Origin of the sequence: Mycobacterium sp. Aquia_213, assembly GCF_026625985.1 — a bacterium.
GTDB lineage: Bacteria > Actinomycetota > Actinomycetes > Mycobacteriales > Mycobacteriaceae > Mycobacterium.
This window is the reverse complement of the sequence record NZ_CP113116.1, coordinates 2,035,436-2,061,797: the sequence shown is the minus strand read 5'-3', so window position 1 is coordinate 2,061,797 and position 26,362 is coordinate 2,035,436. Positions and strand designations below refer to the sequence as shown.

Sequence of the window (26,362 nt, the reverse complement as noted above, 5' to 3'; positions counted from 1 at the left end):
TCGACCTAGCTTTCAGCGCTTTGTGACCAGTCCGCCCGGTGGGACGTCGTCAAGGTCGTGATCGATCAGCGCGCGCACGGCGGGACGCGGTCCGTACGGTCGCAGCATGGTGCTGGCCGGCCGTGGCCGCACGTGCTGCGGCCACCAGAACCAGCGACCGAGCAAGGTGGCCAGCGACGGTGTCATGAACGACCGCACGATCAAGGTGTCGAACAACAGACCCAGCGCGATCGTCGTACCCACCTGGGCCATCACTCGCAGCGGGCTGAAGGCGAACGTGGCCATGGTGGCGGCGAACACCAGACCGGCGGCGGTCACCACCGAGCCCGAACCGGCCATCGCGCGGATGGTCCCCGTCTTGAGCCCGGCGTGAATTTCCTCCTTGAACCGCGATATCAGCAGCAGGTTGTAGTCCGAGCCGACAGCCAGCAGCAGGATGACCGCCATCGCCAGCACCATCCAGTGCAACTTGATCCCCAGGATGTACTGCCATAGGAGTACGGAGAGGCCGAACGAGGCGCCCAGCGACAGCAACACCGTGCCCACGATCACGCAGGCCGCAACGACGCTTCGGGTGATCACCAACATGATGACGAAAATCAGTGTGGCCGCGGCAATTCCGGCGATCAACAGGTCGATGTTGGAACCGTCGTGCATGTCTTTGTACGTCGCAGCGGTACCACCGAGGTAGACGTTGGCGCCCTCCCAGGGTGTGCCCTTGATCGACTCGTGCACGGCCTGCTTGATCGGCTCGATGTGGCTGACGCCTTCAGGGGTCGCAGGGTCGCCTTCATGCGAGATGATCAACCGGACAGCGTGCCCGTCCGGCGATATGAACTGTTTGAGACCCCGCGCGAAATCCGGGCTCTTGAACGCCTCTGGCGGAAGGTAGAACGTGTCGTCGTTCTTTGATTTGTCGAAGGCATCGCCCTGCGCGGTGGCGTTGTCGGCCTGCGCTTTCGCCTGGTCGTTGAGACCCTTGGTGGTCGCATAGTTCGACATGATGGTGTCGAGGTTGTGCTGCTGACTCTCGATCTGCGGCGGTATCAGTGCTACGAGTTTGGGCTGAATCTGGTCCAGCTTGTCCAGATTCGCGCTGAGGTTCACGATGTTCTCGGCCACCTGATCGATGCCGTCGAGCGCGTTGAAGACCGACCGGATTGCCCAGCAGGCCGGGATGTCGTAACAGTGCTTCTCCCAGTAGAAGTAGCTACGGATCGGCCGGAGGAAGTCGTCGAAGTTGGCGATGTCGTCGCGCAACTTCTCGGTGATTTTCACCGTTTCTTTGGTGAGCTTGGTGGTTTCGTGTGTGGTGTTGCTGAGGTCCTGCGTGGTCTGCATCTGCTCATGCAGCAATGCCATCGTTTTCTTGAGCTCGTCCGCCTGGGTCAGCAGGTTGCTCGCCTGCTCTTCCTGATAGTGCTGGGTCTGGAGCCGGCCCGCGGCTTGTGCGCCCATCTGAAAACCGAGGGTGCTGTGGTCGAGCGGGGTGCCCAACGGCCGGGTGATGGTCTGGACCCGGCCGATACCGGGGATGTGGAAGACCGCCTTGGCGACCTTGTCCAGGATGATGAAGTCGGCCGGGTTACGCAGGTCATGATCCGTCTCGATCATCAACAGCTCAGGATTGAGCCGAGCCTGGTTGAAGTGCCGGTCGGCAGCCGCATAACCGATATTCGCCGGGGTGTCTGACGGCAGGAAGTGGCGGGTGTCGTAGTCCGTCTTGTAGCCGGGCAGAGTGAGCAGGCCGACCAATGCGGCGGCGATGGTCACCGCGAGAACCGGCGCGGGCCAGCGGACGACGGCCGTGCCGATGCGTCGCCAGCCCCGGGTCTGCAGCTGTCGCTTCGGGTCCATCAGCTTGAAGAACGACGCCACGGTCAGGACCGCCGGTGCCAGAGTCAAGGCCGCGAGGACCGCGACCAGCATGCCGACGGCGCAGGGTATGCCGAGTGACGAAAAATAGGGCAACCGGCAGAAGCTCAGGCAGTACATCGCGCCGGCGATGGTGAGCCCCGATCCCAAGACGACGTGCGCCGTGCTGTGGAACATCGTGTAGAAGGCTTTTACGCGGTCTTCGCCGAGACCGCGGGCCTCGTGATATCGGCCTACCACAAAGATCGCGTAGTCCGTTCCGGCCGCGATCGCCATCAGCACGAGCATGTTGTTGGCGAACGTCGAAAGCCCCATGATGCCGTAGTTTCCGAGCGTCGCGACGACGCCGCGGGCGGCGGCCAATTCGATGAAGACCATGACCAGCATGATCAGCATGGTGACCACCGACCGATAGACGTACAGCAGCATCACGATAATCACGAGGAAGGTGACCATGGTGACCTTCGCAACGCCTTTCTCACCCGCGTGCGACTGGTCGGCAAATAGCGGACCTGCCCCGGTGACGTAGGCCTTGATTCCGGGCGGCGCGGGCACCGAGTCGACGATCTTGCGGACGGCCTCCGTGGATTCGCCGGACTTGGCGCTCCCCATGTTGCCGTCGAGGTAGACCTGGACGTACGCGGCCTTCTGGTCGTGGCTCTGGGATCCCGCGGCGGTCAGCGGATCACTCCAGAAATCCTGGATGTGCTGAACGTGTTTCTTGTCTTGCTCGAGTCGCTTGACGATCTCGTCGTAGTAGCGGTGCGCCTCGGCCCCCAGTGGCTTGTCGCCCTCCAGCAGGATCATCGCCGAACTGTCGGTGCTGAACTCGTTGAACGTTTTTCCGACGTGCATCATCGACTGGAACGACACCGCGTCCTTGGGACTCTGCGACACCGATTGGCGCTTGGAAACGACCTCGAGCTGCGGGGAAATAGTGTTGGTGACGAAGACGATGCCCAACCAGATCAGGACGATCGGCAACGCAAGCCGATGGATCATCCGTGGCAGGAACGGCGGGATCAGCGGCTGATCAACGCGCGGCGGCGGCACAGCCTCGGTGGCCTCGCTCATGCGGACTTGTCCAGGCAGTAGGTCATGGCATTGACGTTTTCGTTGGCGGGCGATTGATTAGCACCCTTGATCACCGCACCGCGCCCGTCGTGGTTGTCCACGACGAAATGGCAGGCGATCCAACTCCCGTCTCCCTGGGCTACCAGGTTCGCCGGGATGCCGGGCTTCGTTGACTTCAACACTGTGCTCCAGGGCAAGGGGACGTTGAGGGCCTGCTGCGGATGGGAGTTCTCGTCGAGGTAGTTGATGGTCGCGGTGCTGCCCGGCGAGCCCCAGACCTCGAGCGTGATGGTCTTGGCGTTGAACTGGTCGAGGACGTCACCGTTTACGCCTCCACCGAACGATCCCGCGTGAACGCCGAAGATTCCGTGCAGTCGGTGGACCATGAAACCCGACAGGGCGACGACAGCCACGATCGTGAGCACCAGCCAGAACCGGCTGAACAGGCCCTGCTTTCTGGCGCGCGCTGGAACGGGTTTTTCCGCGCTGCTTGGGGGCACCGTAGAAGCCCGCGACTCTTTCCGCGGCTCGGTGGTCGTCATGTGCGCTTTCCTAACCAGGGGAGAAGGCTGCTCAACTAATTAGCTTTAGAGGTAAGCTTAGGCACTCTAACCTACATCGAGATGGTCCGGTTTCACATCCCGAGCCGAGCCATCCGCGAACTCAGACACTCCCCATGTCAGTTCATCAAGGCGTGGCCGCAGCCCTAGGCACTCTGATGAGGCGACACGGTCTCGCTGTGAGGGAACAGGTCGTTACGCCCGGATCACCGCCGGCGCCCGTAGCCGGCATTGTCTACCTGAACACAAAATGCCACGCATCAACCGAAGTCATACACACGCTTGGTGGAGCAGGCCGGGCTCGAACCCGCGACTAACGAATTGCAGCCAGCAGATACGAGTTCCGGTAAAACCGCGCTATGCGTTGTCACACAACTGCTTTCGCAGAGTGATTGCGCTGTTGCATCCGGTTCATTCCCGGTGTTTCGCGATCACTATCTGTAAAAAGATGAGTAGAGCCGTCACCGCAGCGCCCAGTCTGGTCGGGCCGGTGCAAACTATGACGGCGCCATCCGTCGTCGCCGCGCAGCGAGGCCCAGAGCAACGGTCGCCTGAGAGACGACTATCGACCTGGGAGTCCGGATAGGGAAAACTATTTATCCGTGACAACCGATGTCGAGGGGTGGGTGGATCGGCTGAAACGTGCAGCCGAGGGTGGTTACGTTCTAGACCTGGCGGACGGCAACACGGTTGACCGGGAGTCATATGCGACGTGGCCGGCGCAGCGAACGATCCCGGCAGTCGCGTTGCTAACGGTGCTTATCGATCCAGATATTCGGGTCGACTCACGCGGCATTGAAATCAGGGGTGCCAGATTTGTTGACTGTGTTGATTTGCAGCATCGCGTCCTCTCTTATCCGCTTGGCTTGCGCGAGTGCGTTTTAGAGCAAGGTCTCAGACTGGATTTTGCGCAGATCCGGGGCCTCTACCTTTCTCGAGTGACGGTCAACGAGGGGCTCCGCGCACCGGGTGTGACCATTCAGGGCCGACTCAACCTCGCTGGCGCCACCCTCAACGACAACGACGGAGTTGCCTTGAACCTCGTGGGTGCCCACGTCACAAACGACGTGGACGCGGTCGACGGATTTCGTGCTCACGGCTTGATCGATGCGCGCGGCGCGACTATCGGCGGCGACCTCAGCCTCACTGGCGCTGTCCTCACTAAACCTGCTATCGACGAAGCACGCGCACTAGCTCTCGACGGCGCGCGGATAAGTGGCCAGGTCTATGCCGGCAAGGGCGCCGATGAAGAGAGCCGCGGCGTACAGGTCACCGGTGAGGTCAGCGCCATCGATCTGGCAGTCGGCGGTTCCCTCGATCTCTCTGGCGCCGTCCTGAACAATCCCGACGGATACGCACTAGTTATCAACCGAGCGCGCATCACCTCGGACCTGTTCGCGCGCGACGGACTCTGCGCGACCGGGGCGGTCCACGCCATCGGTCTGACCGTTGGCGGCAACCTTGAATTCGATGGTGCCATCCTCAACAATCCGGCCACGAACGAGGGCTCTGACGGGTACGCCCTTGTACTGGACCAGGCAAAGATCACCGGCGATGTGTTCTTCCGCGACGCCGTCGAGGCGAACGGCGAGACCCGATCCTTCGAGGCCACTGGCAGAGTTCGCTTCCGCGATGCGACCATCGGCGGCGACCTCTTGCTAACTGGCGCCACTCTCAACTGCCCAGGCACCGCCGGTAAGTATGGCTGGGCCGCCTTGGACCTCGGCGGTGCGCGCGTAGCCGGCAGCGTCCTCGCCGGGGAGGGCGCTGAGGTCAAGACTCACCCGTGCCATGTCGTCGGTACCGTTCGCGCCGTCGGCGCGACTATCGGCTACCAACTCGACCTCAGTGGTGCCACACTTACCAATCCTGACGGGGTCGCACTGAATTTGGAAGCTTTGAAGGTCTCGCGTTTGGTCCTGACGCCCAAGAAATTCAGTGGATCGGTGAATCTGATTAGGGCCCGTGTGGACGACTTGTTTGTTGATGAGTACCCTCCACAGCCGCTTTCCGCGACCGGATGGACTATCGGTGACGTGCGTGGACCGACCGGCTCGCTGCGCGAGAATTGGAAACTTGCACACCGCTGGCTCGACACGGCATCCGCCGACACTGGCTTGTCAGGCCGGCGGCTGTGGTGGCGCACGCACACGGCGTGGCTGCGTCGGAACAAACAAGTGGTGTCGGTCCAGCCCTGGCACGCGCTGGCTGACGTCTACGACCGCAACGGCGACCCCGCCGCCGCACGAAGACTGCGATTCGCCGCGGAAAACAAGATCACCGCTCAGTCACCACCCTGGACGCGGATGGTGCGAATTGTCTACTGCGCGGTGGCAGGCTATGGATACTTCCCCTTATTGTCCATCGCCAGCATGATCGTCTTGGTGGCCATCAGCTTCGCCATCGTGCATGGGAATCGCGACGGCATTGTGCCGACCCACTCGGACGCCGCGCTAAAGGCAGTGATACAGCATCTCGGAGACCAGAAAGCTAAGGAATGGTTACCGATCACCGCGCAGACACCCTGCGAGGTTCACCCCGGCTACCCCTGCATGGAACCCCTGACCTACGCCGTCAACGACGTCCTTCCGCCGGCGGGGGCAACTAACCAGGACTGGACGATCTCGCCCACCGCGCCCCTGGTGCTTGTCGTCGGTCTGCCCGTCGTCAAGCTCGGGCTCTGGGCCCTGGCAGCTCTTTTCCTGGCGGGCGTGTCGGGACTACTCCGGAAAAGCAAGTAATGAGAGTTCACCATTCGATGCCAGGATGCAGAAGAGCTTGCACGCCTCGTTGCCAGCGTCGTCAAATGCCGGCTCCCGCAGAGGAATTCATAATCATCCAGACCAATTTGAGCAACGGGAGACCTATTGCCAGCCAGGTGGTCGCGGCAGAGCGAATTGTCCAATCGGAACTAGTCGCGCCGAATGTCGGGACCAACGTGGATAACGTGTATGTAAAAGGGTTCAAACACGGGTATGGCTCTGCAATCGCGCTGTGGGTCGGCTGAGCATGTTCCTGGGCTGCCCTCTTGGCAGCGTCCGGCCGGGTTGGACGTAGCAGTTGACCCCGATGGTTCCAAGCCGCAACAAATTCCGGCGGGATTGCTGGGAACCACCCACGCATAGGTTTCGAACGTTCGTGGACGCGACGTGGACTCCGGGATGTTTTCGTGGCCCAACCCGACCGTTTGGTCAGCGAAAACAATATGCTCTGAGATGCGGAAATACGGTGGGGCTGTTCAGAGTCGGTTGATGGTTGACGGATCGGTTTCGGTTGATCCTTGACACTCGTGTTGTGGTTAGAGTCCTGCGCTGGTGCGTAGGGCCCGTTTGTTTCGTACCTGCCCGGTGCTGGCTTTCGCAGCGGTTTTGACCAGTTCGTCGCCGATCCAAAATCTCAGTAAGTCGCCGTCGACGTGGACATCGCAGCGAGCCCCGGCATGGTGGCGCCCGACGCTGACCTGCTGCCACGACACACAGACCACCCCGTTGGTAGTGACCCGCCGGCTCACCCAGTCATCGCCGCAGCGATCGGTGTGCGCAGTTAGCGTGGTGACCGCCGCACCGGGGGTGAACCGCTGTGCCGGTGTGGCCATGTCCAGCGATTGATGCGGGCGGGCAGTGTTGTAGTAATCCACCCACTCGTCCAAAGCTTGCTGAGCCGTCCGCAGGTTAGCGAAAGCTGGCTTGTTGCTGAGGAATTCAGCACGCATACTGCGGTGAAAGCGCTCAATCTTGCCCGTGGTGGTCGGAGATCTTGGTTGGGTTAACAAGTGCTCGATGCCGTTTTCGCGGCAAATCCGATCAAAGAGCACCTCCACCGGAGGATGGTTGAACCGGCCGGTGAACACCTTGCCGTTATCGGTCAAGATCTGCTCGGGCGCCCCAAACCGAGCCAGTGCTGCGCGCAACCCGTCACACACCGCGCGGGTGCGCTCTCGGGCCATCACCCGCGCACACACGCACATCCGCGAGTGGTCATCAATGCCCGTCAACACTTTGGCGCTGCTGCCATCAGCAAGGGAAACCGCCCACGATGTCCATCTGCCACAGCTCCATCGGCGCGCCGCGTTCCCAGCGTTTCCACTTGCGCGAGCGCCGATCCCGCAGCGCCGGGTCGATCATCGCGGCCCGCACCAACGCCCGATAGGCCGCCGACTCCGAGGGCACCGGCGCTATTCGGCGTTTAGCCAGCTCGAACACCAACCGCCGCGGCCCCCAATACGGGCGCGACCGCCGCAACTCCAACAACGCGGCCTCCACCTCAGCTGGCATCTGATGCGGACACGACACCGGCCGATGCGACCGATCCTTGAGCCCTTCAAGACCCTGGGCCTCATAGCGGGCCAACCAGGAGTGCAGCGTCTGGCGCGACACCCCCACCTTCTCGGCAACCTGCGACACCGACAACCCATCGGCGATCACCGCCAACACAGCCACATACCGCTGCTCAGCCACGCTCAACTCCCTCATCCAGGGAGTGTCAAGGATCAGCCGAAGTAACTGTCAACCATCAGCCGAAACACCGTCACGCATCACCCGAAGACAAAATGTCAAGCATCAACCGAGGTCATACAGAAATACGGTGGGGCGGGCGGGGCTCGAACCCGCGACCAACGGATTATGAGTCCGCGGCTCTAACCAACTGAGCTACCGCCCCGGGGGTCCATCTACCGGCTACTGCTCGACCAAGACCCTAGCGTGACGGCGTCGCAGCCAACCAGTCCACCGCGCCGTCAGCCATCGAAAGGCCGCAGCCGAAAGACTCGGATTTCGCGTGGCGCGCAGAGGGTGCGGTAGTTGGCATATCCGGGGTAGGAGTCGACGGCAGTGGCCCACGCGTCGGCGCGCGCCTGGCCGCTGAGTACCTCGGCCCGGTAAGCCGCAGGCGGACCCCTGAACTCGATCGTGCATTCGGGGTTCGCCAGCAGGTTCGCGCTCCACGCCGGGTGCGTCGGGCGACCATAGTTGGACCCGATCGCCAATAGCCCGTCCTCGTCGTCGATCAACGACAGCGGAAGTGTGCGTGGCTGTCCGGATTTGGCGCCGATGGCGGTGACCAGCCCGACCTTGTCCACGCCCATCGCGCTCAGCCGGCCGTTGGTCCGAGGGATCAGCACCTTGTCGATGCGAGGCATGATGTGCAGGGAAAGGAAGTCGCCGGCCCGACTCATGGCGAAGCGCTCGAACAGGGCTTCGTCGATTCGCAACCGCCGCCCGCGAAGTGGGCTTTCCCGCCGAAATGCCACGGCTAGACGCTACCTGCCGATCGCCGCCTTGGCGATCCTAAGCTCGGTCAGTTTCGCGAGGGTAGGGTCATGACGGCGGTCACGGCAATACGCCGCAAGTACTCAACGACGTGAGGGAATCCATGTCCGAAACCAAGTTCACCGTCATCTATGACAACCCCACCGACCCGGCCGCCTTCGAAAGCGCCTATGAATCAGAGCAATTGGAGCTGGCTCGGCGGATACCTGGATACCTCCGGCTCGAGGCGTCGAAGGTCTGGCCGAAAGAAGATGGCAGTCCGACGCCCGCCTACCGCATGATCGATCTGTACTACCCGACCTACGACGACGTCAGTGTGGCGGTGACGACACCGGAAGCGGGCGCGTTCTTCGAGGCCCTCGGGCGAATCGCCACTGGCGGTGTGCGGCTACTGGTCTCCGACATCGAGGTGCCGCAACACTGATCTCGAGCGGCCTTACGACGTCGTCAGCGACTCAGTCATCGATGTGCGTCGGCAGATCAGAGTAGGCGAGCCCCAAGGGGAATTGGCCAGGACCCATCAATTTGCAGTCTGGGTTCCATTGGTAACTCGGGCCGCTGTGCGACGTGGTGAGTACCACGCAACGTTGCCAGGTGCCGTCGGGCTGCACGGGTCCGTCGCACTTGCTGGCGACGAGCCCTCCGTACTGGCAGCCGGCGTTGGCCGGCGGCGCCGAGGCGATCAGCCCTCCAACCGTCAGCATGGCAACCAGTCCTGCGACTCCCCGTCGCGTCCCCGTCAGCTGAACACCGTCTGGCCGTCAACGTCGAGCAGGTAGGTCTCTGTACCTTCGGAAACCCGGGGAGCGTCCCCACCCAGCGACACCGCGACCTTATTGCTGGCATTACGCATGACATCGAGGGTGAGCTCGGCGGCCTCGGCCTCGGAAAATCGAGCGCGCACCTCGGCGACAACGTCGGCGTCGAGGTGCGCCGGCGTCCAAATTAACCCATCTACATACCGCAGCGCTGCTTTTGCGCGATCGTCGATCAAGGTCGACTGCTCGAACTGCCCGATGTCGTCGTACAGCGTCTCCGACCCGCCGGCATCCAGAGCCCTGCTCTCGCGCACCGATTTGCACAGCCGGCAGTTGTGCGCAGTCGCCCCGCGCAGCCGCACCAGCTCGGAGGTCACCGGGTCAAGCGCACGCATCCGGCCCACCGCGGGCAGGAACTCGTTGAACACCTCACCGGACGGGTCGGTGGCGTGATCCCACTCGATCGGCCCGCGCGTCCAGCCCAGAAAACTCGAGCCGACGCCCAACGCCTCGAGCCCGGCCCGCACCCGCGGCACGAGGTCTGCGATGTACATCGCCACCACGACACCAAAGGTGTTGTCCCCCAGCGTCTTAAACAGCAAAGACCGTTGCTCAGCAGTGATCGCGGAAACGTCGGCGCTGAATTGCTCGGCGAACTCCGCGACGACGGCCTCGGCCTCCGATGCCGGTTCGTCCACCGCCACCTCGACCGGCAGCGGCGGCAGCGACATCGTCTGCGCACACACCCGCCGCACCAAGCCCGCCAGACGACCGTCACCCGAGGGAGACAAGGCCACCAACCGCGTCAGCTGCCCATCACGAACCGTAGCCGGAGTCACCATTGGAGATACGTTACGACTACTGCGCCTGGCTCACCGAAGACATATGGAAATCCGGGATCCGCAGCGTCGGCATCGCCGACCGCGTGACCCAGTCGCCCCACTCCCGCGGCAGCGTCTTCTCGCTGACGCCCGCCTCGGTCGCGCGGCGCAGCAGATCGAGCGGGCTCTCGTTGAAGCGGAAGTTGTTGACCGCCGCGGTGACCTCGCCATCCTCGATCAGGTACACGCCGTCGCGGGTCAGCCCGGTGAGCAACAGCGTGGTGGGATCGACCTCGCGGATGTACCACAGCGTGGTCAGCAGCAGGCCACGCTCGGTGCCCGCGATCATGTCGGCGAGGTCTTTCGTCCCGCCGGTCATCACCAGGTTGTCCGCGGCGACGGCGACCTGGGCGTCGAACTTGGCGGCGGCCGCGCGCGGATAGGCCAGCGCGTTGATCACCCCATTGCGGATCCAGTCGATCTGGCTGATCTCCATGCCGTTGTCGAACACCGAAACGGTCTCCGTGGAACTGCTCGCCGCCACGAACGGCGTGCACGCCAGCCCCGGCGCCATCGGATCGGAGAACAACGTCAACGGCAGATCGGTGAGCCGCTCCCCCACCCGGGTCCCGCCGCCGGGCGCCGAGAGCGCGGTGCGCCCCTCCTGCGCGCCCCGGCCGACCATCGACCAGGCCAGGTAGATCATCATGTCGGCCACCGTCGACGGCGGCATGATCGTCTCGTAGCGACCCGGCGGCAGGGCAACGGTGCGCTCCGCCCAGCCCAGTCGCAGCGACAAGTCCTCGAGCAGCGAATCCGTAGGCACATCAACGAAATCGGCGGTTCCGATACCGGCCCAGGCGCTGGCGTCACCGCGCTTGCCGTTGATCTCCACCGCCCCGGCCGGTTGGGTGAAACGGCGGCGCAGGCCGGTCGAGGACGCTAGGAACGTCGTCGAAACACTATGGTGCGCAAAGCCATACAGCCGGTCGGTGCCCGCGAACCCGCGGCTCAGCGAGCCCGCGACATCGGCGAAAACCTCGGCCCCGGTACCGGGCACCGGCGCATCCCAATCGGCGGGCACCCCGGTACCGGCCAGCAGCGGCGCGGCATCGCCGGCCTCCGGTGCGGAGGCTGCCGCCTGCTGCGAGGCCGCCACCAGACCCGGGAGCACCCGCGGATCCACCTCGGCGGACACGACCGTCCCGATGGAGGCGCTATCACCCTTGCGCACAATCGAAATGACCGCAATGTTGCGGCTGTGCGAAACCCCGTTGGTGGTCATGGAATTGCCGGCCCACCGCAACGTCGCCTCGACCTTGTCGGTGACCAGCACCATGGTCTCGTCGGCGCCGCCAAGTTTGGCCGCCTCGTCCAAGACCAGGTTGACGACGTGCTGCGCGGTAATCATCGACCCCCCTCGGTCCGGGTGTTGAGCACGTTGACGCCCCGGAACAACGCCGACGGGCAGCCGTGGCTGACCGCCGCGATCTGGCCGGGCTGGGCCTTGCCGCAGTTGAACGCGCCGCCCAGCCGCCACGTCGACGGTCCGCCCACGGCTTCCATCGAATTCCAGAAGTCGGTGGTGGTGGCCTGATACGCCACGTCACGCAACTGGCCGCCCAGGCGGCCGTCGCGGATGCGGAAGAAGCGCTGACCGGTGAATTGGAAGTTGTACCGCTGCATGTCGATTGACCAGGATTTGTCGCCGACGATGTAGATGCCGTTCTCGACCCGGCCGATCAGGTCGGCGGTGGAAAGATCCTCGGGCCCGGGCTGCAGCGACACGTTGGCCATCCGCTGGATCGGCACGTGATGCGGCGAGTCGGCATACGAGCAGCCGTTGGAGCGCGGCTGTCCCAGCCGGGGTGCGAACACCCGGTCGAGCTGGTAGCCGACGAAGATGCCGTCGCGCACCAGGTCCCAGCTTTGCGCGGCCACCCCTTCGTCGTCGTAACCGATAGTGGCCAAACCGAATTCGACGGTCCGGTCGGCGGTCACGTTCATCACCGGCGAGCCGTAGCGCATGGTTCCGAGCTTGTCCGGGGTGGCGAACGACGTACCTGCATAGGCGGCCTCGTAGCCGATCGCGCGGTCGTATTCGGTTGCATGGCCGATGGATTCGTGAATCGTCAGCCACAGGTTGGTCGGATCGATCACCAGATCCGTGGGCCCCGCAGTCACGCTGGGCGACTTGACCTTCTCGGCCAGCAGCACCGGCAGCTGCGCGAGCTCGTCGGTCCAGTTCCACACCTCGTCGCCGGCCAGCGCCTCCCAGCCGCGTCCCATCGGCGGCGCCAGCGTGCACATCGAGTCGAAACTGCCCGCCGCGGGGTCGACGGTGACGGCCTCCAGCGACGGCATCACCCGCACCCGCTGCTGGGTGATCGCGGACCCGAAGGTGTCGGCGTAAAACGTCTGCTCCTTGACCGCGGTCAGGCCGGCCGAGACGTGGTCGACGCCGTCGGCGCTCAGCAGCCGCCCGGAGTACTCCTCAAGCAAGCCGATCTTGTCGGCCGCGGGGATGTCGAACGGGTCGATCCGGTAGTTCGACACCCAGGTGGCGTCGGCGTACACGGGCTCGGGCGCCAGCTCGACGCGCTCGGTGTTCAGCGCCGCCAGCGTGGTGGCCACGCGAACCGCGCGCCGCGCGGTGTCGGCCGCGACCGAGGGCGCCAGCTCCGCGTGCGACGCGAATCCCCAGGTGCCGTCGACGATGACCCGCACCGCCAAACCGACCTCACGGCTGACCACCGCGGTCTCGAGCTCACCGTCACGCAACTGGATGATCTCGGTGTTGATGCGGTGAATTCGCAGGTCCGCATAACTGGCCCCGGCCGTCGTGGCAGCCGACAACGCGGCCTCCGCGAGCTCGTGTCGCGGCAGGTCCAGGAAGTCGGCATCGATCCCCCGATTCGGTGTCACGGCTCCACCGTAACGACTGCTCTCCAAACCCCTGCAGAGCCCGCTTTAATTAGCTGCATGGCCAGCGCCGCGCCCAGTCAGCCGCGATCCAGCGTGCTGGCCTATGGGCTGCTGGCGCCGAGCCTGTTCGGCGTCGTCACCTTTCTGCTGTTGCCCATCCTCGTCGTGGTCTGGCTGAGTCTGTACCGGTGGGATCTGCTCGGTCCGCTGCGCTTTGTGGGCCTGGCCAACTGGCGCTCGGTGCTGACCGACTCCGGCTTCGGGCATTCGTTATTCGTGACGGCGATCTTCGTGGCGATCGTGGTCCCGACGCAGACCGTGCTGGGACTGGCGGTCGCCTCGATGCTGGCCCGGCTGCTGCCGGGGACCGGCTTTTTCCGCACGGTGTTCGTGCTGCCGTGGATCTGCGCGCCGCTGGCGATCGCGGTGCTGTGGCGCTGGATCCTGGCGCCCACCGACGGCGCGATCGCGACCCTGCTCGGCCACAGCATCGAGTGGCTCTCCGATCCCACCTTCGCGCTGCCGCTGGTGTCGGCCGTCGTCGTCTGGATGAACGTGGGCTATAACTCGCTGTCCTTCCTGGCGGGCCTGCTCGCGATTCCGAACGACATCCACGCCGCCGCGCGCACCGACGGCGCCAACGCGTGGCAACGGTTCTGGCGCATCACCCTGCCGATGCTGCGCCCGACGATGTTCTTCGTGCTGGTGACCGGGATTGTCAGCACGGCACAGGTTTTCGACACCGTGTACGCGTTGACCGACGGCGGGCCGGGCAACAGCACCGACCTGGTGGCCCACCGCATCTACGCCGAGGCGTTCGGTTCGGCTTCCATCGGCCGAGCGTCGGTGATGGCGGTGGTGCTGTTCGTGATCCTGGTCGGCGTCACGATCGTTCAGCATCTGTACTTCCGACGGCGGATCACCTATGACCTCGTCTAGTCGCGTCGTGAACGCGCTGATCTACGCCGGCATGATCGTCGGCGCACTGATCACGTTGCTGCCCTTCGCGCTTGGCTTACTGACCTCGTTCACCTCGGCACACCAGTTCGCGACGGGGACACCGCTGCAACTGCCGCACCCGCCCACACTGGCCAACTACGGTGACCTGGCAGGTGCCGGCTTCGGCCGCGCCGCGGCGGTGACGGCATTGATGACGGCGGTCATCCTGGTGGGCCAACTGACCTTCTCGGTGCTGGCCGGCTACGCCTTCGCGCGTCTCGACTTCGCCGGGCGCGACATGTTGTTCTGGGTCTATATCGCGACGTTGATGGTGCCCGGGACAGTCACCGTGGTGCCGCTGTATCTGATGATGGCCCAAGCGGGGCTGCGCAATACGTTCTGGGCGTTGGTGCTGCCGTTCATGTTCGGCTCCCCGTACGCGATCTTCTTGCTGCGCGAGCACTTTCGCCTGATCCCCAACGACTTGATCAACGCCGCGCGCCTCGACGGCGCCAACACTTTGGACGTGATCACGCATGTGGTGATTCCGTCGAGCCGGCCGGTGCTGGCGGCGCTGACGCTGATCACCGTGGTCTCGCAATGGAATAACTTCATGTGGCCGTTGGTGATCACCAGCGGCCACAAGTGGCGGGTGCTCACCGTCGCAACGGCCGAACTGCAGTCGCGCTTCAACGCGCAATGGACGCTGGTGATGGCGGCGACCACGATCGCCATCGTGCCGCTGGTGCTGCTGTTCATCGCTTCCCAGCGACACATCGTCGCCTCGGTCGTCCTCTCGGGTGTCAAGTGAGCCGGCCCCGTTCTTCCACACTCGCCGCCGCTGCGCTGGGACTGGTCGCGGTGCTGTTGGCCGCCGCCGCGATGCTGTTGAACTACTCCGGCGAACCCCATGGCAACAAGATCGTGGTGCGGGTGCGGATCTGGGACGCCTCGCTCGCCGAGGCCTACCGGGAGTCGTTCGCGGCATTCAGCCGCACGCATCCCGATATCGAGGTGCGGATCAATCTGGTGGCCTACTCGACGTACTTCAACACGCTGCGCACCGACGTCGCGGGCGGCGGCGCCGACGATATCTTCTGGCTCTCCAACGCATACCTCGCGGCCTACGCCGCCAACGGCCGGCTCCTGAACGTCAGCAAAACCATGAACGCCGATGACTGGGAACCGGCGGTGGTGGACCAGTTCACCCGCGGCGGAACGCTATGGGGCGTGCCGCAGCTGACCGACGGCGGCATCGCCGTGTACTACAACGCGGACCTGCTTTCGGCCGCCGGGATCGATCCCGGTCAGCTGAACAGCCTGCGCTGGGATCCCGACGGGGACGACACCCTGCGCCCGCTCGCCGCCAGGCTCACCGCCGATGCCAATGGAAATCGAGCGAACACACCAGATTTCGACCCCGGCCGGGTGCGGCAGTGGGGCTACAACGCGGCCAACGACGCGCAGGCGATCTACCTCAATTACATCGGCTCGGCGGGCGGCGTATTCCAGCGCGGCGACGAGTTCGCGTTCGACAACCCCGGCGCCATCGCCGCGTTCCGCTACCTGGTCGCTCTGATCAACGACGACCACGTCGCGCCGCCGGCCTCGGACACCAATACCAACAGCGACTTCTCCCGCAACCAATTTCTGGCCGGCAGGATGGCGATGTTTCAGTCCGGCACCTACAACCTCGCGTCGATCGCGCGCGATGCGCGCTTCCGCTGGGGGGTCGCGATGCTGCCGATCGGTCCCGCCGGCCGGATCAGCGTCACCAATGGCATTGCTGCCGCGGGCAATTCGTCCACCAAACATCCCGACGCGGTGCGTGAGGTGCTGGCCTGGCTGGGTAGCAACGACGGCAATGCCTATCTGGGCAGTCAGGGCGCGGCGATCCCCGCGGTGCGCTCGGCCCAGCAGGTCTATTTCAACTACTGGGCGGAGCGCGGCGTCGACGTCACACCCTTCTTCGCCGTCCTGGAGGGCCCGCGCATCCCGGCCCCGGGCGGCCCCGGCTTCGCCGCCGGAAATGCCGCGCTGCAAAGCTATTTCGACGAGATGTTCCTCGGCCGCGGCGACGTCGCGACCACGCTCAGGCAGGCGCAGGCCGCGGCCAATGCCGCCTCGCGGCGTTAGTCGGCGTCGTTGAGCGCGCTGTGGTGGCGACCCCACACGAAGTAGAAGATCAACGCCACGAAGATCCAGCCGCTGAATGCGATCCAGGTGTACCAGTGCAGGCTGGCGAGGATGTAGCCGCAGGCCAGCACCGAAAGCACCGGCGTGACAGGGTAACCGGGCACTTTGAACGGGCGTGGCAGATCCGGCTCGCGCACCCGCAGGATGATCACGCCCACCGCAACGACGATGAACGCGGTCAGCGTGCCGATGGACACCATGTCCGCCAGCTCCTCCAGCGGGACGAAACCACCCAGCGTCCCGGCGGCGATCGCCACAATCACCGTGTTCGACACCGGAGTCATCGTGCGCGTGTTGATCGTCGCGAAGCGCGACGACAGCAGCCCGTCGCGACCCATCGCGTACAAGATGCGGGTCTGGCCGTACATCGTGATCAGGGTGACGGTGAAGATCGAAATCACCGCGCCCGCACACAGAATCGTGCTGGCCCAGCCTTGGTGCGTGACGTTGTCGAGGATGGTGGCCAGCCCGGCGTCCTCTTGCCCGGCGAAGGCCTGCCACGGCTGGGTGCCCAGCGCGGCAAGGGCGACGAGGACGTAGACAGTGGTGACGATCGCGAGCGCAGCGATCAGTGCCCGCGGCATGGTCTTCTGCGGGTCCTTCACCTCCTCACCCGCCGTCGACACCGCGTCAAGGCCGATGAACGAGAAGAAGATCGTGCCCGCCGCCGCGCCGATGCCCGAAACCCCGAAGGGCGCAAAGTCCCTGAGCTGGTTGCTGTCAAAGGCGGTGAACGCGATGATCACGAACATGGCCAGCACGCCCAGCTTGGTCAGCACCATGATCGCGTTGACCCGCGCCGATTCGCTGGCGCCGCGAATCAGCAGCAGCGCACACATGGCGATCAGCAGGATCGCCGGCAGATTGACGTAGCCGGGGTCGGAGTCCCAGGGCGCCGCGGACAACGCATGCGGGATCTGAAATCCGAATAGGTTGTGCAGCAACTTGTTGACGTAGCCGCTCCAGCCCACCGAGACCGCGGCCGTGGCCACCCCGTATTCGAGCAGCAGGCAGGCCGCCACCGCCACCGCGGCGGCCTCACCCAGCGTGGTGTACGCGTACGAGTACGACGAGCCCGCCACCGGCACGGCCGCAGCCAATTCGGCATAGCAGATGGCGGCGAGCCCAGCCGCGATCCCCGCGATGATGAAGGAGACGATGACCGATGGGCCCGCTTCCGGCACCGCCTGCGACAGCACGAAGAAGATGCCGGTGCCGACCGTCGAGCCGACCCCGATCATGGTGAGCTCGAACGTCCCGATACCGCGCTTGAGGTGACCCGCGGCTCCGTGCGCAACGGGTGCGCCGACCGCCGGGCGGCGCCGCAGCAGCTGTTGGCTCAGGCTGAACGAGCTGGCTGGCAAATGCCCCCCTATTGCTGGATCAGCTGATTATGCAGCCTCTCGCAATACGCCAGCGAACTGGTCGACCGCCCAGTCGATCTCCTGCTCGGTGATCACCAGCGGCGGCGCGAACCGCAGCGTCGAACCGTGAGTGTCTTTCACCAGCACACCACGCTCGGCCAGCCGCACGCTGATTTCCTTGCCGGTGCCCAGGGTCGGCTCGATGTCGACGCCGGCCCACAAGCCGAAGCCACGCACCGCGATCACGCCGTCACCGATCAGGTCTCGCAACCGCCGATGCAGATGTGCGCCCAACTCGGCCGAGCGGGACTGGAATTCGCCCCGCGCCAACATGGCGACCACCGTGGTGCCGATTGCGGCGGCCAGCGGGTTGCCCCCGAACGTCGAGCCGTGCTCGCCCGGATGCAGCACGCCGAGAATGTCGCGGTCGGCGACCACCGCCGACAGCGGAACGACGCCGCCGCCCAGCGCCTTGCCGAGCAGATAGACGTCCGGCACCACGCCCCAGCGGTCGCAGGCGAATGTATAGCCGGTGCGCGCCAGCCCGGACTGGATTTCGTCGGCGATCATCAGCACGTTGTGTTCGGTGCACAGCGCGCGAACGGCCGGCAAGTAGTCGTCGGGCGGGACGACGATGCCGGCCTCGCCCTGGATCGGTTCGAGCAGCACCGCAACGGTGTACTCGTCGATCGCGTCGGCCAACGCCGCGACATCACCGAAGGGCACCGCACGGAACCCCGGGGTGAACGGACCGAAGCCGTCCCGCGCCGTGGGGTCCGACGAGAAGCTGACGATGCTGATCGTGCGGCCGTGGAAATTGTTCTCGGCCACCACGATATTGGCACGACCCTCGGGCACACCCTTGACGTCGGCGCCCCACTTGCGCGCGACCTTGAGTCCACTCTCCACGGCTTCGGCGCCCGAGTTCATCGGCAGCACCATGTCTTTGCCGCACAGCCGGGCCAGCCCAGCGCAGAACGGTCCCAGACTCGCGGCATGGAATGCGCGACTGACCAGCGTGACGGTGTCGAGCTGGGCATGCGCTGTCGCGGTGATCTCAGGGTTGCGGTGGCCGAAGTTGACCGCCGAGTACGCGGCCAGACAATCCAGGTAGCGCCGGCCGTCGACGTCGGTGATCCAAGCACCCTCGGCGCTTGCCGCCACCACGGGGAGCGGCGAATAGTTGTGCGCCGCATACTCTTCGACGAGCGATATCGCGTCGTTGGTGGTCACCGAAGTCGGGTGGTCGAGAATCGTCATTCAAACACCTCCAATGTGCAGCACTTGACGGAACCGCCCCCCTTGAGCAGCTCGGAGAGATCGACGCCGACGGGATCGAAGCCCACTTCCCGCAACTGGGCTGCGAAACCCGTTGCGGCGCAAGGAAGCACGACATGCAGGCCGTCGGATACCACATTGAGGCCAAGCACGTAGGCGTCTGCGCTCCCTACCACGATAGCGTCGGGGAACAGTGCGTGCAGCTGCTCCTGTGCTGCCGCGCTGAACGCCGGGGGGTAGAACGCGATCGTGTGATCGTCAAGAACGGCGAGCGCGGTGTCGAGGTGGTAGAACCGCGGGTCCACCAGCTCGAGCGAGACCACCGGCATGCGCAACGCCGCCGAGACCTCGGCATGTGCGCGCCGGTCGGTGCGAAAGCCATAGCCCGCCAACACCATTTCGCCGACCATCAGCAGGTCGCCCTGCCCCTCGTTGACGTAGCGGGTGGTGACGGGCCGATAACCCATCGACGACATCCATTCGCCGTACGCCGTCGCCTCACCGGCGCGCTGCTCGTAGCGGAATCGGGCGACGATCGCGACATCGCCCGCGACGAACCCGCCGTTGGCGGCGTAGACCATATCCGGCAGACCGGATACCGGCTCGACGATGTCCACGCGATGGCCGAGTCGCAGGTAGGTCCGCCGCAGACCCTCCCACTGCGCGAGTGCGACGTCGACGTCCACGGGCGCGCTGACGTCCATCCACGGGTTGATGGCGTATTCGACCGCGAAGTAGGTCGGCGGCGTCATCGCGTACCGACGGGTCTGAGGCGTTCTGAACCGCGTGAGGGCGGCGTCTTGCCATGCCGCGGGCACGGCACGGGGCGCCGGGTCGACATAGTAATCCGTCACATTTCCAGGGTATTTTGGCTTCTGAACACAATCAAACGCCGATTCTTGCGTGTCTATGAACGATTTATTGCGCTAAGGTGCCACATACAGCGATTCATTGCACACTGACGAAAAAGGGGGGGCGATGGACCGCCTCGACGACACCGACGAGCGCATCCTCACCGAGCTCACCGAGCATGCGCGAGCCACCTTCGCCGAGATCGGCGAGAAGGTGAATTTGTCCGCACCGGCGGTGAAACGACGCGTTGACCGGATGATCGACAACGGCGTGATCAGGGGCTTCACCACGGTCGTCGACCGCAACGCGCTGGGCTGGAACACCGAAGCCTATGTGCAGGTGTACTGCCACGGCACGATCGCGCCCGATCAGTTGCGCGCAGCCTGGGTGGACATGCCCGAGGTGGTCAGCGCGGCGACGGTGACCGGTACCTCCGACGCGATCCTTCATGTGCTGGCCCGCGACATGCGCCACCTGGAGTCGGCACTGGAGCGCATCCGGGAGAGTGCCGACATCGAGCGCAGCGAAAGCATCGTCGTGCTGTCAAACCTCATCGACCGAATGCGGACCTAGGTCAGCGAGCGCCGAACGCTCGCGGTTTAACGAAGGGTCAGCGAGCGCCGAACCAGCGCGCCAGCCTGGACTCCGATGTCGGCGGCCGGCGAGTTGCGTAGGGCCACGGCTGGTTTCGTTCCGGCACTGAACTCGCCCGGGCCTGCTTCAGCTGCATCCGCAGGTGCTGCCGGAGGTCATGCAGCGCGGGATCCGTCCAGCGGTTGTCGGCTTCGATCGGGTCGGCGGTCAGGTCGTACAGCTCCCATTGATCATCCAGCGGCGACGTCCGATACGCCTCTCCCCCAACGCCATTGGCCGCCAGATGGCGAACGCCCGGTTCGGTCCAGGTCCCCGGATCGTCGAAGGTGCGGACCAGCTTCCACAGGTGTCCGGCGCCGCCGGCATCGTCAACCCGCACAACCAGGCCTTCGAAATTCGACGCGGTGTGCGCCGGAACCCGGATACGCAGCGGCGCAGGCGGATTGACCGTTTGCTTCAGACGGCGCCCCAGGCCCGATACGCCGCTATCCCCTTCGAGCATGTTGTCGCGGGTCATCAGGTAGACGGCCCGGGTGTCGTCGGCGGGCGCGCCGTCGACGACCGGCATCAGATCGCGGCCGGGTAACTCGTGGACCTCCGAGAACGACTCAGCCAGCGCGCCAGCCACTTCCGTGACGTCGACTCCCGCGGCTCCCAGCAGCGTCGGGACCAGGTCGACATGCGATGTCGGCGCCGTCACCACCCGGGGCTGCGTCGCGCGCGCACCGATGCGGGCGATCACGAAGGGAACGCGGGTGGCCTCGTCATAGAGGTTGAACCATTTCTGGTGCAGTCCGCCGTGGGCGCCCAGCAGATCGCCGTGATCGGCGGTACGCACCAAAACCGCGTCCTCCGAACCACCTTCGGTGACGGCACGTCTGACGCGATCGATCGGTGCGTCCACCTCGGCGTGCAGGCGGTAATAGAGATCGCGGTAGCGCTGCGCGCCGCGCTCGTAGGTCCGGTCGATCGCGGGCGCCGGACCGTAGCCCGAGTAATAGGCCTCGCGGAAGGCGATCTGCGCGGCCGGCTTGGTCGACAGGTCCTCGTCGGCGGTGGGCGCCGGGGCGACCGGGGGCGGGTCCAGCGGTGACGGCTTGACCGGACTGCGACGCGACCACAGCGGGAACAGCACGATGTCGTGGGGGTTGACGAAGCTGGCGACAAGCAGGAACGGCCGCAGTGCGGCGGGGTCGCCGGCACGACGGCGGGAGTACCGGTCGGTGAGCCAGGCGACGACACGATCGGCGATCAGCGGATCGCGGCGAATACCGGCATTGCCCAGCAGCGACCCGTGCGGCTCCGGGCCGACCCACCCGGAAAAGCCATACGGCCCAAGCGGATCCGCGTCGAGGTAGCGCCTCACCGCGACCGGGTCGACGACGCCGTCGTCGTCGTTGGTGGCCAGCGGACGGCCGGTGTCGGGATCGGTCAGATCCGCGTGCGAGATGTGCCACTTGCCGTCGTAGTGCGTGTCGTAGCCCGCCGCGCGGAACCAGTTACCCAGGGTGGGCACCTCGCCGCGGCGCAGCCAGCGCATGCGGGAATCGTCTGCCGTCTTCCCGATGCCGTCGGTCTGGGTGACGCCATGCAAATCGGGGTACTGCCCGGTGAAGATGGTCGGACGGCTGGGCACACAGGCAAGCGAGCCCGTGTAGTGCCGGCCGAAGCTAACGCCGTGATCGTCGAACCACTTGCGCCCTAGCAGTATTCGGTCACGCCAGGCGAGCACGCCGGGCGTCTCGTACGGCGGCACCGCACGTTCCTCGTCGGTCATCAGGATGACGATGTCGGGTCGATCAGACACGCGCATTCTCCAATCGTTTCGCGAGCCCGGCAAGCATCGAATCGGACTGCCGTACAGCGACGCGACACACAATGCGCTCGGCAAGCTTTTGCGGTGGGCGAGGGCCGATTTCGACGGTGCTGGTCAGGGTCACGGCGGTCGCATCGCCCGAGCTCGCCGCGAGCGTCCAGCAGTTGGTCACCCGGCGCAACAACCGGGGCAGGCCCTCGATCTCATAGGCGAGCACGTGCGGCGGGTCGAACTCGATGATGCGCTCGACGAGAGTGTCGCGTTTGACCTGCACTCGCCTGGTCGTACCGACCGGCGCCCCATCGGCGCCCGAAAACAGGATGCACGAGTGGTCGACATTGTCGGCCCAGGCGCTGATGGCACCGAAGTCCGCCAGGACATCCCAGACTTCTTGCACGCGAGCCGCAATGATACGAGTGCGCTGAATGTCGGCCACGCGCTTACGCTACGCGAAGAGTGGCAACCGGCTCGTCAAATCGCACTGAGATGCAGCATCGTATCGAGCACCACCGAGGCGGCGCCCGCAGCGACAAAGAGGGCAAGTGTCACCCAGTCCGCCAGTTTCGGGCGGGCCGGAGATGCGGCGAGCTGACCCGCCCCGCCGCGAGCGGTGATCGCATCGCCCATCTCGTCGGCGCGCCGCAACGCCACCACCATGGCCGTCGCGAGCAGGTCGATCACCTCACGGCCCTGTTGCTTGCGCCGAGCCCTGCGCGTGGGCGGCACCTCTTTGGGACGTAGCCGACGGGCTGCGTAGAGCACCTGGAATTCCTCGATCAACATCGGGAAGGCGCGCAATGCGAGTGCCAACGCCGCCGCCCATTCGTCGATCGGGATCCGGAATATCTTGAATGGGCGGCCCAAAGTTGCCAGCGCGGGCCCGATTTCGGCGACATTGGTCGTCCAGGAGACAATCGCACCGAGCGTTATCAGCAGGATGGTCAGCGCGGTCATCCGCAGGAAGTGCAATGATCCGCCGAGAGCGACGTGCAGCCCGCCCAGCGAAATCACCGGACTGCCACCGGCGAGCGCGGCGGTCACAAAACCCACCCCGATCACGAGCCAGAGCCAGCGCGGTACCGAGGGCAGGGCACCGCGTGGAATGTGGGCAAGCCACACGGCCGCCACCGTCAGGCCGCCGAGTAGTCCGATGGTCACCCAACTCGGATAGAAGGTCAGCAGCACCGCGGTGCCGACGACAACCAGCAGTTTGGTACCGGCCCACAACTGGTGCATGATGCTGTTTCCCGGCACCGGGACCAAAAGCACGACTGGACGAGTGGGGCGCTTGGTCTGGCCCGTGGCGGGGGAAGGTGATGCGGTCTCGGTCACGCCACACCCCCTGTCGTGGTCGGCACCGTTTCCAGGACACCGTTGCGCAAATGCAAGGTGCGCGGGCAGATCCCTTCCATGCCCATGCTGTCGTGCGAAATAACCACCAACGTCAGACCCTGCTCACGGCGCAAGCGCTCCAGTAGCGTCAGCAAGCCGCGTTGGCTGGCGATGTCCAATCCCGCCAGCGGCTCGTCGAGAATCAGCGCTCGCGGCGAACGCGCCAACATTCCGGCCAGCACCACACGGCGCATCTGGCCACCGCTGAGCTGGTCGATGCGCCGTGCAGCCAACGCGGGCTGCAGCCCAACCAAGCCCAAGGCCGCGGCCACACGGTCTTCGTCGTGATGCGAAAAGCCCGCTGCCGAAGCCACTTCCAGGTTGACGTGGCTGCGCATCAATTGCAACCGGGCCGCTTGGAATGCCAACGCCACCACGCCGACATGCTGATGGGTGGGCTCGCCGTCGATCAGGCAGGAGCCGGTGGTAGGGACGGTCAACCCGGCCATGATCCACCCCAGCGTGGACTTGCCCGAGCCATTGTCGCCGTGGATCAAGACACCGTCACCCTGCTCTGCGACAAAGTTGATGTCGCGCAGCGCGGTCTTGGCCCATGGTGTGCCACTGGCATATTCGTGGCCGACGCCGATGAGCTCTATCACTCCCGCGTCGTGGTGTCGCTGCGCCGCGGGGCTCGGCACCGTCGCGTCCGGGATCCCAAGCGCGCCGGTGTTATCCGACGATTCGCTGAGATTGATCGCGCGGTCCGCGGACGCGGCCTCGTTGTCGAAGTGGGTGATGTGCACCAGCGCGGTCCGGTGCCGTTTAGTGAGGCCCGACATCACGCTCAGCAATGCGTCGCGGCCCTGCTGATCGATCATGGAGGTGACCTCGTCGGCGATAAGCAGTGCGGGTTCTCGGGCGAGTGCCGCGGCGAGCGCTAGGCGCTGGAGTTGGCCGCCGGACAAACTTGAGGTGTCGCTTTCGGCAAGGTCCTCAAGGCCGACCTCACGCAGCAATCGGCTCACATCGACCTGGGCCTCCGGGGGTAAGCCCCACACCACATCGTCGGCGACCCTGGTGCCCAGCACTTGGCTCTTCGGGTGTTGCAGGACAAGCGCGGTGCCACCCAGCTCGCCCAAACCCACTGCGCCGGGGCGGTGCACGGTTCCCGATGTCGGCCGTCGGCCGGCCAGGATCAGCATCAGCGTCGTCTTGCCGGAGCCGTTGGCACCCGTGACCGCGACGTGCTCCCCGCCCCGAATTTCCAAGCTGACCTCGCGCAGTGCGTCTTTACCGGCGTTGGGATAACGGAACCGCACCTGGTCCAGGCGCACCGGCACCGGACCAATCCCGGCGTCCTGAGGCACGTCGATGTCGGGTGGATCCAATTTGTGCACATCGGGGATGTCGCCCATCCGCTCTAACAGACGCGACAGCGCCGACCAGCCGATCAGCGTGACAAGCACGACCACGAAAACCAAATAGGGCAATACCAGCCACGGCCAGTACTGCAGCCCCTCGGCGAGGTAACGCTGCATGGTTTCGCCGACCTGCGGGAGATGTACCCAGCGCAGGAATGCGGCGACGCCGTTGACGTTCGCGGTCAGTACCCCAAAGATCAACTGCCGCAACCGAGTCAGCACCGCAAACACTGCAACCCAGGCGGCGCCCCAGATGAATCCGGCGACGAGGGACGCGGCAATCACCGTGGGCACGCCGCGGCCCTTGCGTTTGACAATTCCGCATATCCCGCCGACCCAGGCAGCGTCGACGACCATCGCGGAACTGCCCAGCCCGGAGATCAAAAAGGCGATCACCGTCGCGGCGACGGCCGCCGCGATCAGCACCCGAGGACGGAAGCGGTAGGCGAGCAGCCCCATCGGTACCGTGCCGAGCACTCCTAAGCCCTGAGCGAACGGAATGACCGCGGCGATGATTGCGGTCACTGCACAGAGCGCCCCCATCACCGCGGCCTGAGCTAATTCGTTCGGCTGCAGAGGTCCACTCGTGCTGTGCCGGAGCGGGCGCGCGGTCACTTTCTTGATTGTGCCAGGCCCAATCCCCGGGTGCCGCCAGTTAAGGGTTCGTTGCTGGGCGGGCCGGCCTTCGGCCTGAAGGTGGCAGCGGTTGGTCTCGCATAGCAAAGCTATGCAAGCATGGATACATGGACAACGTCGTCGACACCGCAAACATCGCGCTTCAGCAGGGGCTGGGCGCGGACCTGCTCGCTGTGGTCGCGCGGCTGAACCGACTGGCTACTCAACGCATCCAGATGCCGCTGCCAGCGGCACAGGCCAGACTGCTCGCGACTGTCGAAGTCCACGGAGAAGCGCGCATCGGCGACCTTGCCGCCGTCGATCACTGCTCTCAACCCACGATGACCACCCAGGTGCGTCGACTCGAGGACGCGGGCCTGGTTAGCCGAACCGTCGACCCCGGCGATGCCCGTGCGGTCCGGATCCGCATCACGGCCGAAGGCCGACGCACCCTGAACGCCGTCCGCGCCGACCGCGCCGCCGCGATCGAACCGCAACTGGCGATGCTCGAGCCGGCCGACCGCCAGGTCCTGGCGGAGGCGGTCCAGGTGTTGCGCCGCCTGCTCGACAATGCCGCGGCGACACCACGCCGCAACACGCTGTGACCGGCCCGCACCCCTTGTCGGTCGATGACCGCCGGCGGGTAGACACTTAGTCGGTGGCTTCCGCATT

At 65.1% G+C, this 26,362-nt stretch carries 21 protein-coding genes, 1 tRNA gene and 1 pseudogene; 7 read left to right on the top strand and 16 right to left on the bottom strand.

Annotated features, from left to right (window positions below):
• Window positions 1-12 precede the first annotated feature (12 nt).
• On the bottom strand, window positions 13-2,949 hold the full coding sequence (locus tag LMQ14_RS09645) for an RND family transporter (protein WP_267734517.1): 2,937 nt from the start codon (window positions 2,947-2,949) through the stop codon (window positions 13-15).
• Window positions 2,946-3,491, bottom strand: a complete 546-nt coding sequence (locus tag LMQ14_RS09640) for an MmpS family transport accessory protein (RefSeq protein WP_267734516.1) — start codon at window positions 3,489-3,491, stop codon at window positions 2,946-2,948. Before LMQ14_RS09640 ends, LMQ14_RS09645 begins: the two co-directional genes overlap by 4 nt.
• Window positions 3,492-4,111: 620 nt before the next feature.
• Here LMQ14_RS09640 and LMQ14_RS09635 point away from each other — a divergent pair.
• Window positions 4,112-6,250 carry a pentapeptide repeat-containing protein gene (locus tag LMQ14_RS09635; RefSeq protein WP_267734515.1) on the top strand — a complete coding sequence of 713 codons (2,139 nt, stop codon included), beginning with the start codon at window positions 4,112-4,114 and terminating at the stop codon, window positions 6,248-6,250.
• A 557-nt stretch (window positions 6,251-6,807) separates the two neighbouring features.
• On the opposite strand, the pseudogene LMQ14_RS09630 reads toward LMQ14_RS09635, so the two are convergent.
• The 3 genes and pseudogenes from LMQ14_RS09630 to LMQ14_RS09620 all read right to left on the bottom strand — a co-directional run bounded on the left by LMQ14_RS09630 (window position 6,808) and on the right by LMQ14_RS09620 (window position 8,757).
• Window positions 6,808-7,981 (bottom strand): annotated as a pseudogene (locus LMQ14_RS09630) (IS481 family transposase).
• Between the two features lie 113 nt (window positions 7,982-8,094).
• A tRNA-Ile gene (locus LMQ14_RS09625) sits at window positions 8,095-8,168 on the bottom strand.
• A gap of 76 nt (window positions 8,169-8,244) precedes the next feature.
• Entirely contained in the window at window positions 8,245-8,757 is a 513-nt protein-coding gene (locus LMQ14_RS09620; protein ID WP_267734514.1) for a nitroreductase family deazaflavin-dependent oxidoreductase, read from the bottom strand.
• A gap of 122 nt (window positions 8,758-8,879) precedes the next feature.
• On the opposite strand from LMQ14_RS09620, the gene LMQ14_RS09615 reads away from it, so the two are divergent.
• Entirely contained in the window at window positions 8,880-9,200 is a 321-nt protein-coding gene (locus tag LMQ14_RS09615; RefSeq protein ID WP_267734513.1) for an EthD family reductase, read from the top strand.
• Window positions 9,201-9,231: 31 nt separating this feature from the next.
• Here LMQ14_RS09615 and LMQ14_RS09610 read toward each other — a convergent pair whose 3' ends face one another.
• From LMQ14_RS09610 to LMQ14_RS09595, 4 genes are read right to left on the bottom strand one after another with little or no spacing between them, the layout of a single operon-like run.
• Window positions 9,232-9,480: a CDGP domain-containing protein gene (locus LMQ14_RS09610; protein WP_267734512.1), complete on the bottom strand. Its 249-nt coding sequence runs from the start codon at window positions 9,478-9,480 to the stop codon at window positions 9,232-9,234.
• Between the two features lie 35 nt (window positions 9,481-9,515).
• Complete coding sequence (locus tag LMQ14_RS09605) at window positions 9,516-10,376, bottom strand: carboxymuconolactone decarboxylase family protein (protein ID WP_267734511.1); 861 nt, start codon at window positions 10,374-10,376, stop codon at window positions 9,516-9,518.
• A gap of 16 nt (window positions 10,377-10,392) precedes the next feature.
• Window positions 10,393-11,766 carry a TldD/PmbA family protein gene (locus LMQ14_RS09600; protein WP_267734510.1) on the bottom strand — a complete coding sequence of 458 codons (1,374 nt, stop codon included), beginning with the start codon at window positions 11,764-11,766 and terminating at the stop codon, window positions 10,393-10,395.
• Window positions 11,763-13,280 (bottom strand): TldD/PmbA family protein, encoded by a 1,518-nt coding sequence (locus LMQ14_RS09595; RefSeq protein WP_267734509.1) that lies wholly within the window; start codon window positions 13,278-13,280, stop codon window positions 11,763-11,765. The genes LMQ14_RS09600 and LMQ14_RS09595 overlap by 4 nt, the downstream gene beginning before the upstream one ends.
• 57 nt (window positions 13,281-13,337) lie before the next feature.
• Between LMQ14_RS09595 and LMQ14_RS09590 the strand changes: the two genes are divergently transcribed.
• The 3 genes from LMQ14_RS09590 to LMQ14_RS09580 are packed head-to-tail and all read left to right on the top strand — an operon-like array spanning window position 13,338 to window position 16,355.
• The gene (locus LMQ14_RS09590) at window positions 13,338-14,219 is read left to right on the top strand and encodes a carbohydrate ABC transporter permease (protein WP_267734508.1); all 882 of its coding nucleotides are present in this window, start codon (window positions 13,338-13,340) and stop codon (window positions 14,217-14,219) included.
• Complete coding sequence (locus LMQ14_RS09585; protein ID WP_267734507.1) at window positions 14,206-15,030, top strand: carbohydrate ABC transporter permease; 825 nt, start codon at window positions 14,206-14,208, stop codon at window positions 15,028-15,030. Before LMQ14_RS09590 ends, LMQ14_RS09585 begins: the two co-directional genes overlap by 14 nt.
• The gene (locus tag LMQ14_RS09580) at window positions 15,027-16,355 is read left to right on the top strand and encodes an ABC transporter substrate-binding protein (RefSeq protein ID WP_267734506.1); all 1,329 of its coding nucleotides are present in this window, start codon (window positions 15,027-15,029) and stop codon (window positions 16,353-16,355) included. The genes LMQ14_RS09585 and LMQ14_RS09580 overlap by 4 nt, the downstream gene beginning before the upstream one ends.
• Here LMQ14_RS09580 and LMQ14_RS09575 read toward each other — a convergent pair.
• From LMQ14_RS09575 to ddaH, 3 genes are read right to left on the bottom strand one after another with little or no spacing between them, the layout of a single operon-like run.
• Window positions 16,352-17,779 (bottom strand): APC family permease, encoded by a 1,428-nt coding sequence (locus LMQ14_RS09575; protein ID WP_267734505.1) that lies wholly within the window; start codon window positions 17,777-17,779, stop codon window positions 16,352-16,354. The genes LMQ14_RS09580 and LMQ14_RS09575 overlap by 4 nt on opposite strands.
• A gap of 27 nt (window positions 17,780-17,806) precedes the next feature.
• Window positions 17,807-19,039 (bottom strand): ornithine--oxo-acid transaminase, encoded by a 1,233-nt coding sequence (rocD, locus tag LMQ14_RS09570; protein WP_267734504.1) that lies wholly within the window; start codon window positions 19,037-19,039, stop codon window positions 17,807-17,809.
• Window positions 19,036-19,911 (bottom strand): dimethylargininase, encoded by an 876-nt coding sequence (gene ddaH, locus LMQ14_RS09565; protein WP_267734503.1) that lies wholly within the window; start codon window positions 19,909-19,911, stop codon window positions 19,036-19,038. Before ddaH ends, rocD begins: the two co-directional genes overlap by 4 nt.
• Window positions 19,912-20,035: 124 nt before the next feature.
• On the opposite strand from ddaH, the gene LMQ14_RS09560 reads away from it, so the two are divergent.
• Window positions 20,036-20,482, top strand: coding sequence for an Lrp/AsnC family transcriptional regulator (locus tag LMQ14_RS09560; RefSeq protein WP_267734502.1), 447 nt, complete (start codon window positions 20,036-20,038; stop codon window positions 20,480-20,482).
• Window positions 20,483-20,519: 37 nt separating this feature from the next.
• Here the strand turns inward: LMQ14_RS09560 and LMQ14_RS09555 are convergent, their stop codons facing one another.
• The 4 genes from LMQ14_RS09555 to LMQ14_RS09540 form a co-directional block, all read right to left on the bottom strand.
• On the bottom strand, window positions 20,520-22,310 hold the full coding sequence (locus LMQ14_RS09555) for a sulfatase-like hydrolase/transferase (protein ID WP_267734501.1): 1,791 nt from the start codon (window positions 22,308-22,310) through the stop codon (window positions 20,520-20,522).
• Window positions 22,303-22,755 (bottom strand): SRPBCC family protein, encoded by a 453-nt coding sequence (locus LMQ14_RS09550; RefSeq protein ID WP_267734500.1) that lies wholly within the window; start codon window positions 22,753-22,755, stop codon window positions 22,303-22,305. Before LMQ14_RS09550 ends, LMQ14_RS09555 begins: the two co-directional genes overlap by 8 nt.
• 35 nt (window positions 22,756-22,790) lie before the next feature.
• A complete protein-coding gene (locus LMQ14_RS09545) occupies window positions 22,791-23,555 on the bottom strand; it encodes an energy-coupling factor transporter transmembrane component T family protein (RefSeq protein ID WP_267735430.1) in 765 nt (254 codons plus the stop codon).
• Between the two features lie 92 nt (window positions 23,556-23,647).
• Entirely contained in the window at window positions 23,648-25,690 is a 2,043-nt protein-coding gene (locus LMQ14_RS09540) for an ATP-binding cassette domain-containing protein (protein WP_267734499.1), read from the bottom strand.
• Between the two features lie 128 nt (window positions 25,691-25,818).
• Between LMQ14_RS09540 and LMQ14_RS09535 the strand changes: the two genes are divergently transcribed.
• The gene (locus tag LMQ14_RS09535; RefSeq protein ID WP_267734498.1) at window positions 25,819-26,295 is read left to right on the top strand and encodes a MarR family winged helix-turn-helix transcriptional regulator; all 477 of its coding nucleotides are present in this window, start codon (window positions 25,819-25,821) and stop codon (window positions 26,293-26,295) included.
• Window positions 26,296-26,362: the final 67 nt, after the last annotated feature.

Coding starts and splice junctions, on each gene's coding strand:
- LMQ14_RS09645 (WP_267734517.1), bottom strand. CDS start 2,949: ATGAGCGAGGCCACCGAGGCTGTGCCGCCGCCGCGCGTTGATCAGCCG.
- LMQ14_RS09640 (WP_267734516.1), bottom strand. CDS start 3,491: ATGACGACCACCGAGCCGCGGAAAGAGTCGCGGGCTTCTACGGTGCCC.
- LMQ14_RS09615 (WP_267734513.1), top strand. CDS start 8,880: ATGTCCGAAACCAAGTTCACCGTCATCTATGACAACCCCACCGACCCG.
- LMQ14_RS09610 (WP_267734512.1), bottom strand. CDS start 9,480: ATGCTGACGGTTGGAGGGCTGATCGCCTCGGCGCCGCCGGCCAACGCC.
- LMQ14_RS09605 (WP_267734511.1), bottom strand. CDS start 10,376: ATGGTGACTCCGGCTACGGTTCGTGATGGGCAGCTGACGCGGTTGGTG.
- LMQ14_RS09600 (WP_267734510.1), bottom strand. CDS start 11,766: ATGATTACCGCGCAGCACGTCGTCAACCTGGTCTTGGACGAGGCGGCC.
- LMQ14_RS09590 (WP_267734508.1), top strand. CDS start 13,338: ATGGCCAGCGCCGCGCCCAGTCAGCCGCGATCCAGCGTGCTGGCCTAT.
- LMQ14_RS09585 (WP_267734507.1), top strand. CDS start 14,206: ATGACCTCGTCTAGTCGCGTCGTGAACGCGCTGATCTACGCCGGCATG.
- rocD (WP_267734504.1), bottom strand. CDS start 19,039: ATGACGATTCTCGACCACCCGACTTCGGTGACCACCAACGACGCGATA.
- LMQ14_RS09560 (WP_267734502.1), top strand. CDS start 20,036: ATGGACCGCCTCGACGACACCGACGAGCGCATCCTCACCGAGCTCACC.
- LMQ14_RS09545 (WP_267735430.1), bottom strand. CDS start 23,555: ATGCACCAGTTGTGGGCCGGTACCAAACTGCTGGTTGTCGTCGGCACC.
- LMQ14_RS09535 (WP_267734498.1), top strand. CDS start 25,819: ATGGACAACGTCGTCGACACCGCAAACATCGCGCTTCAGCAGGGGCTG.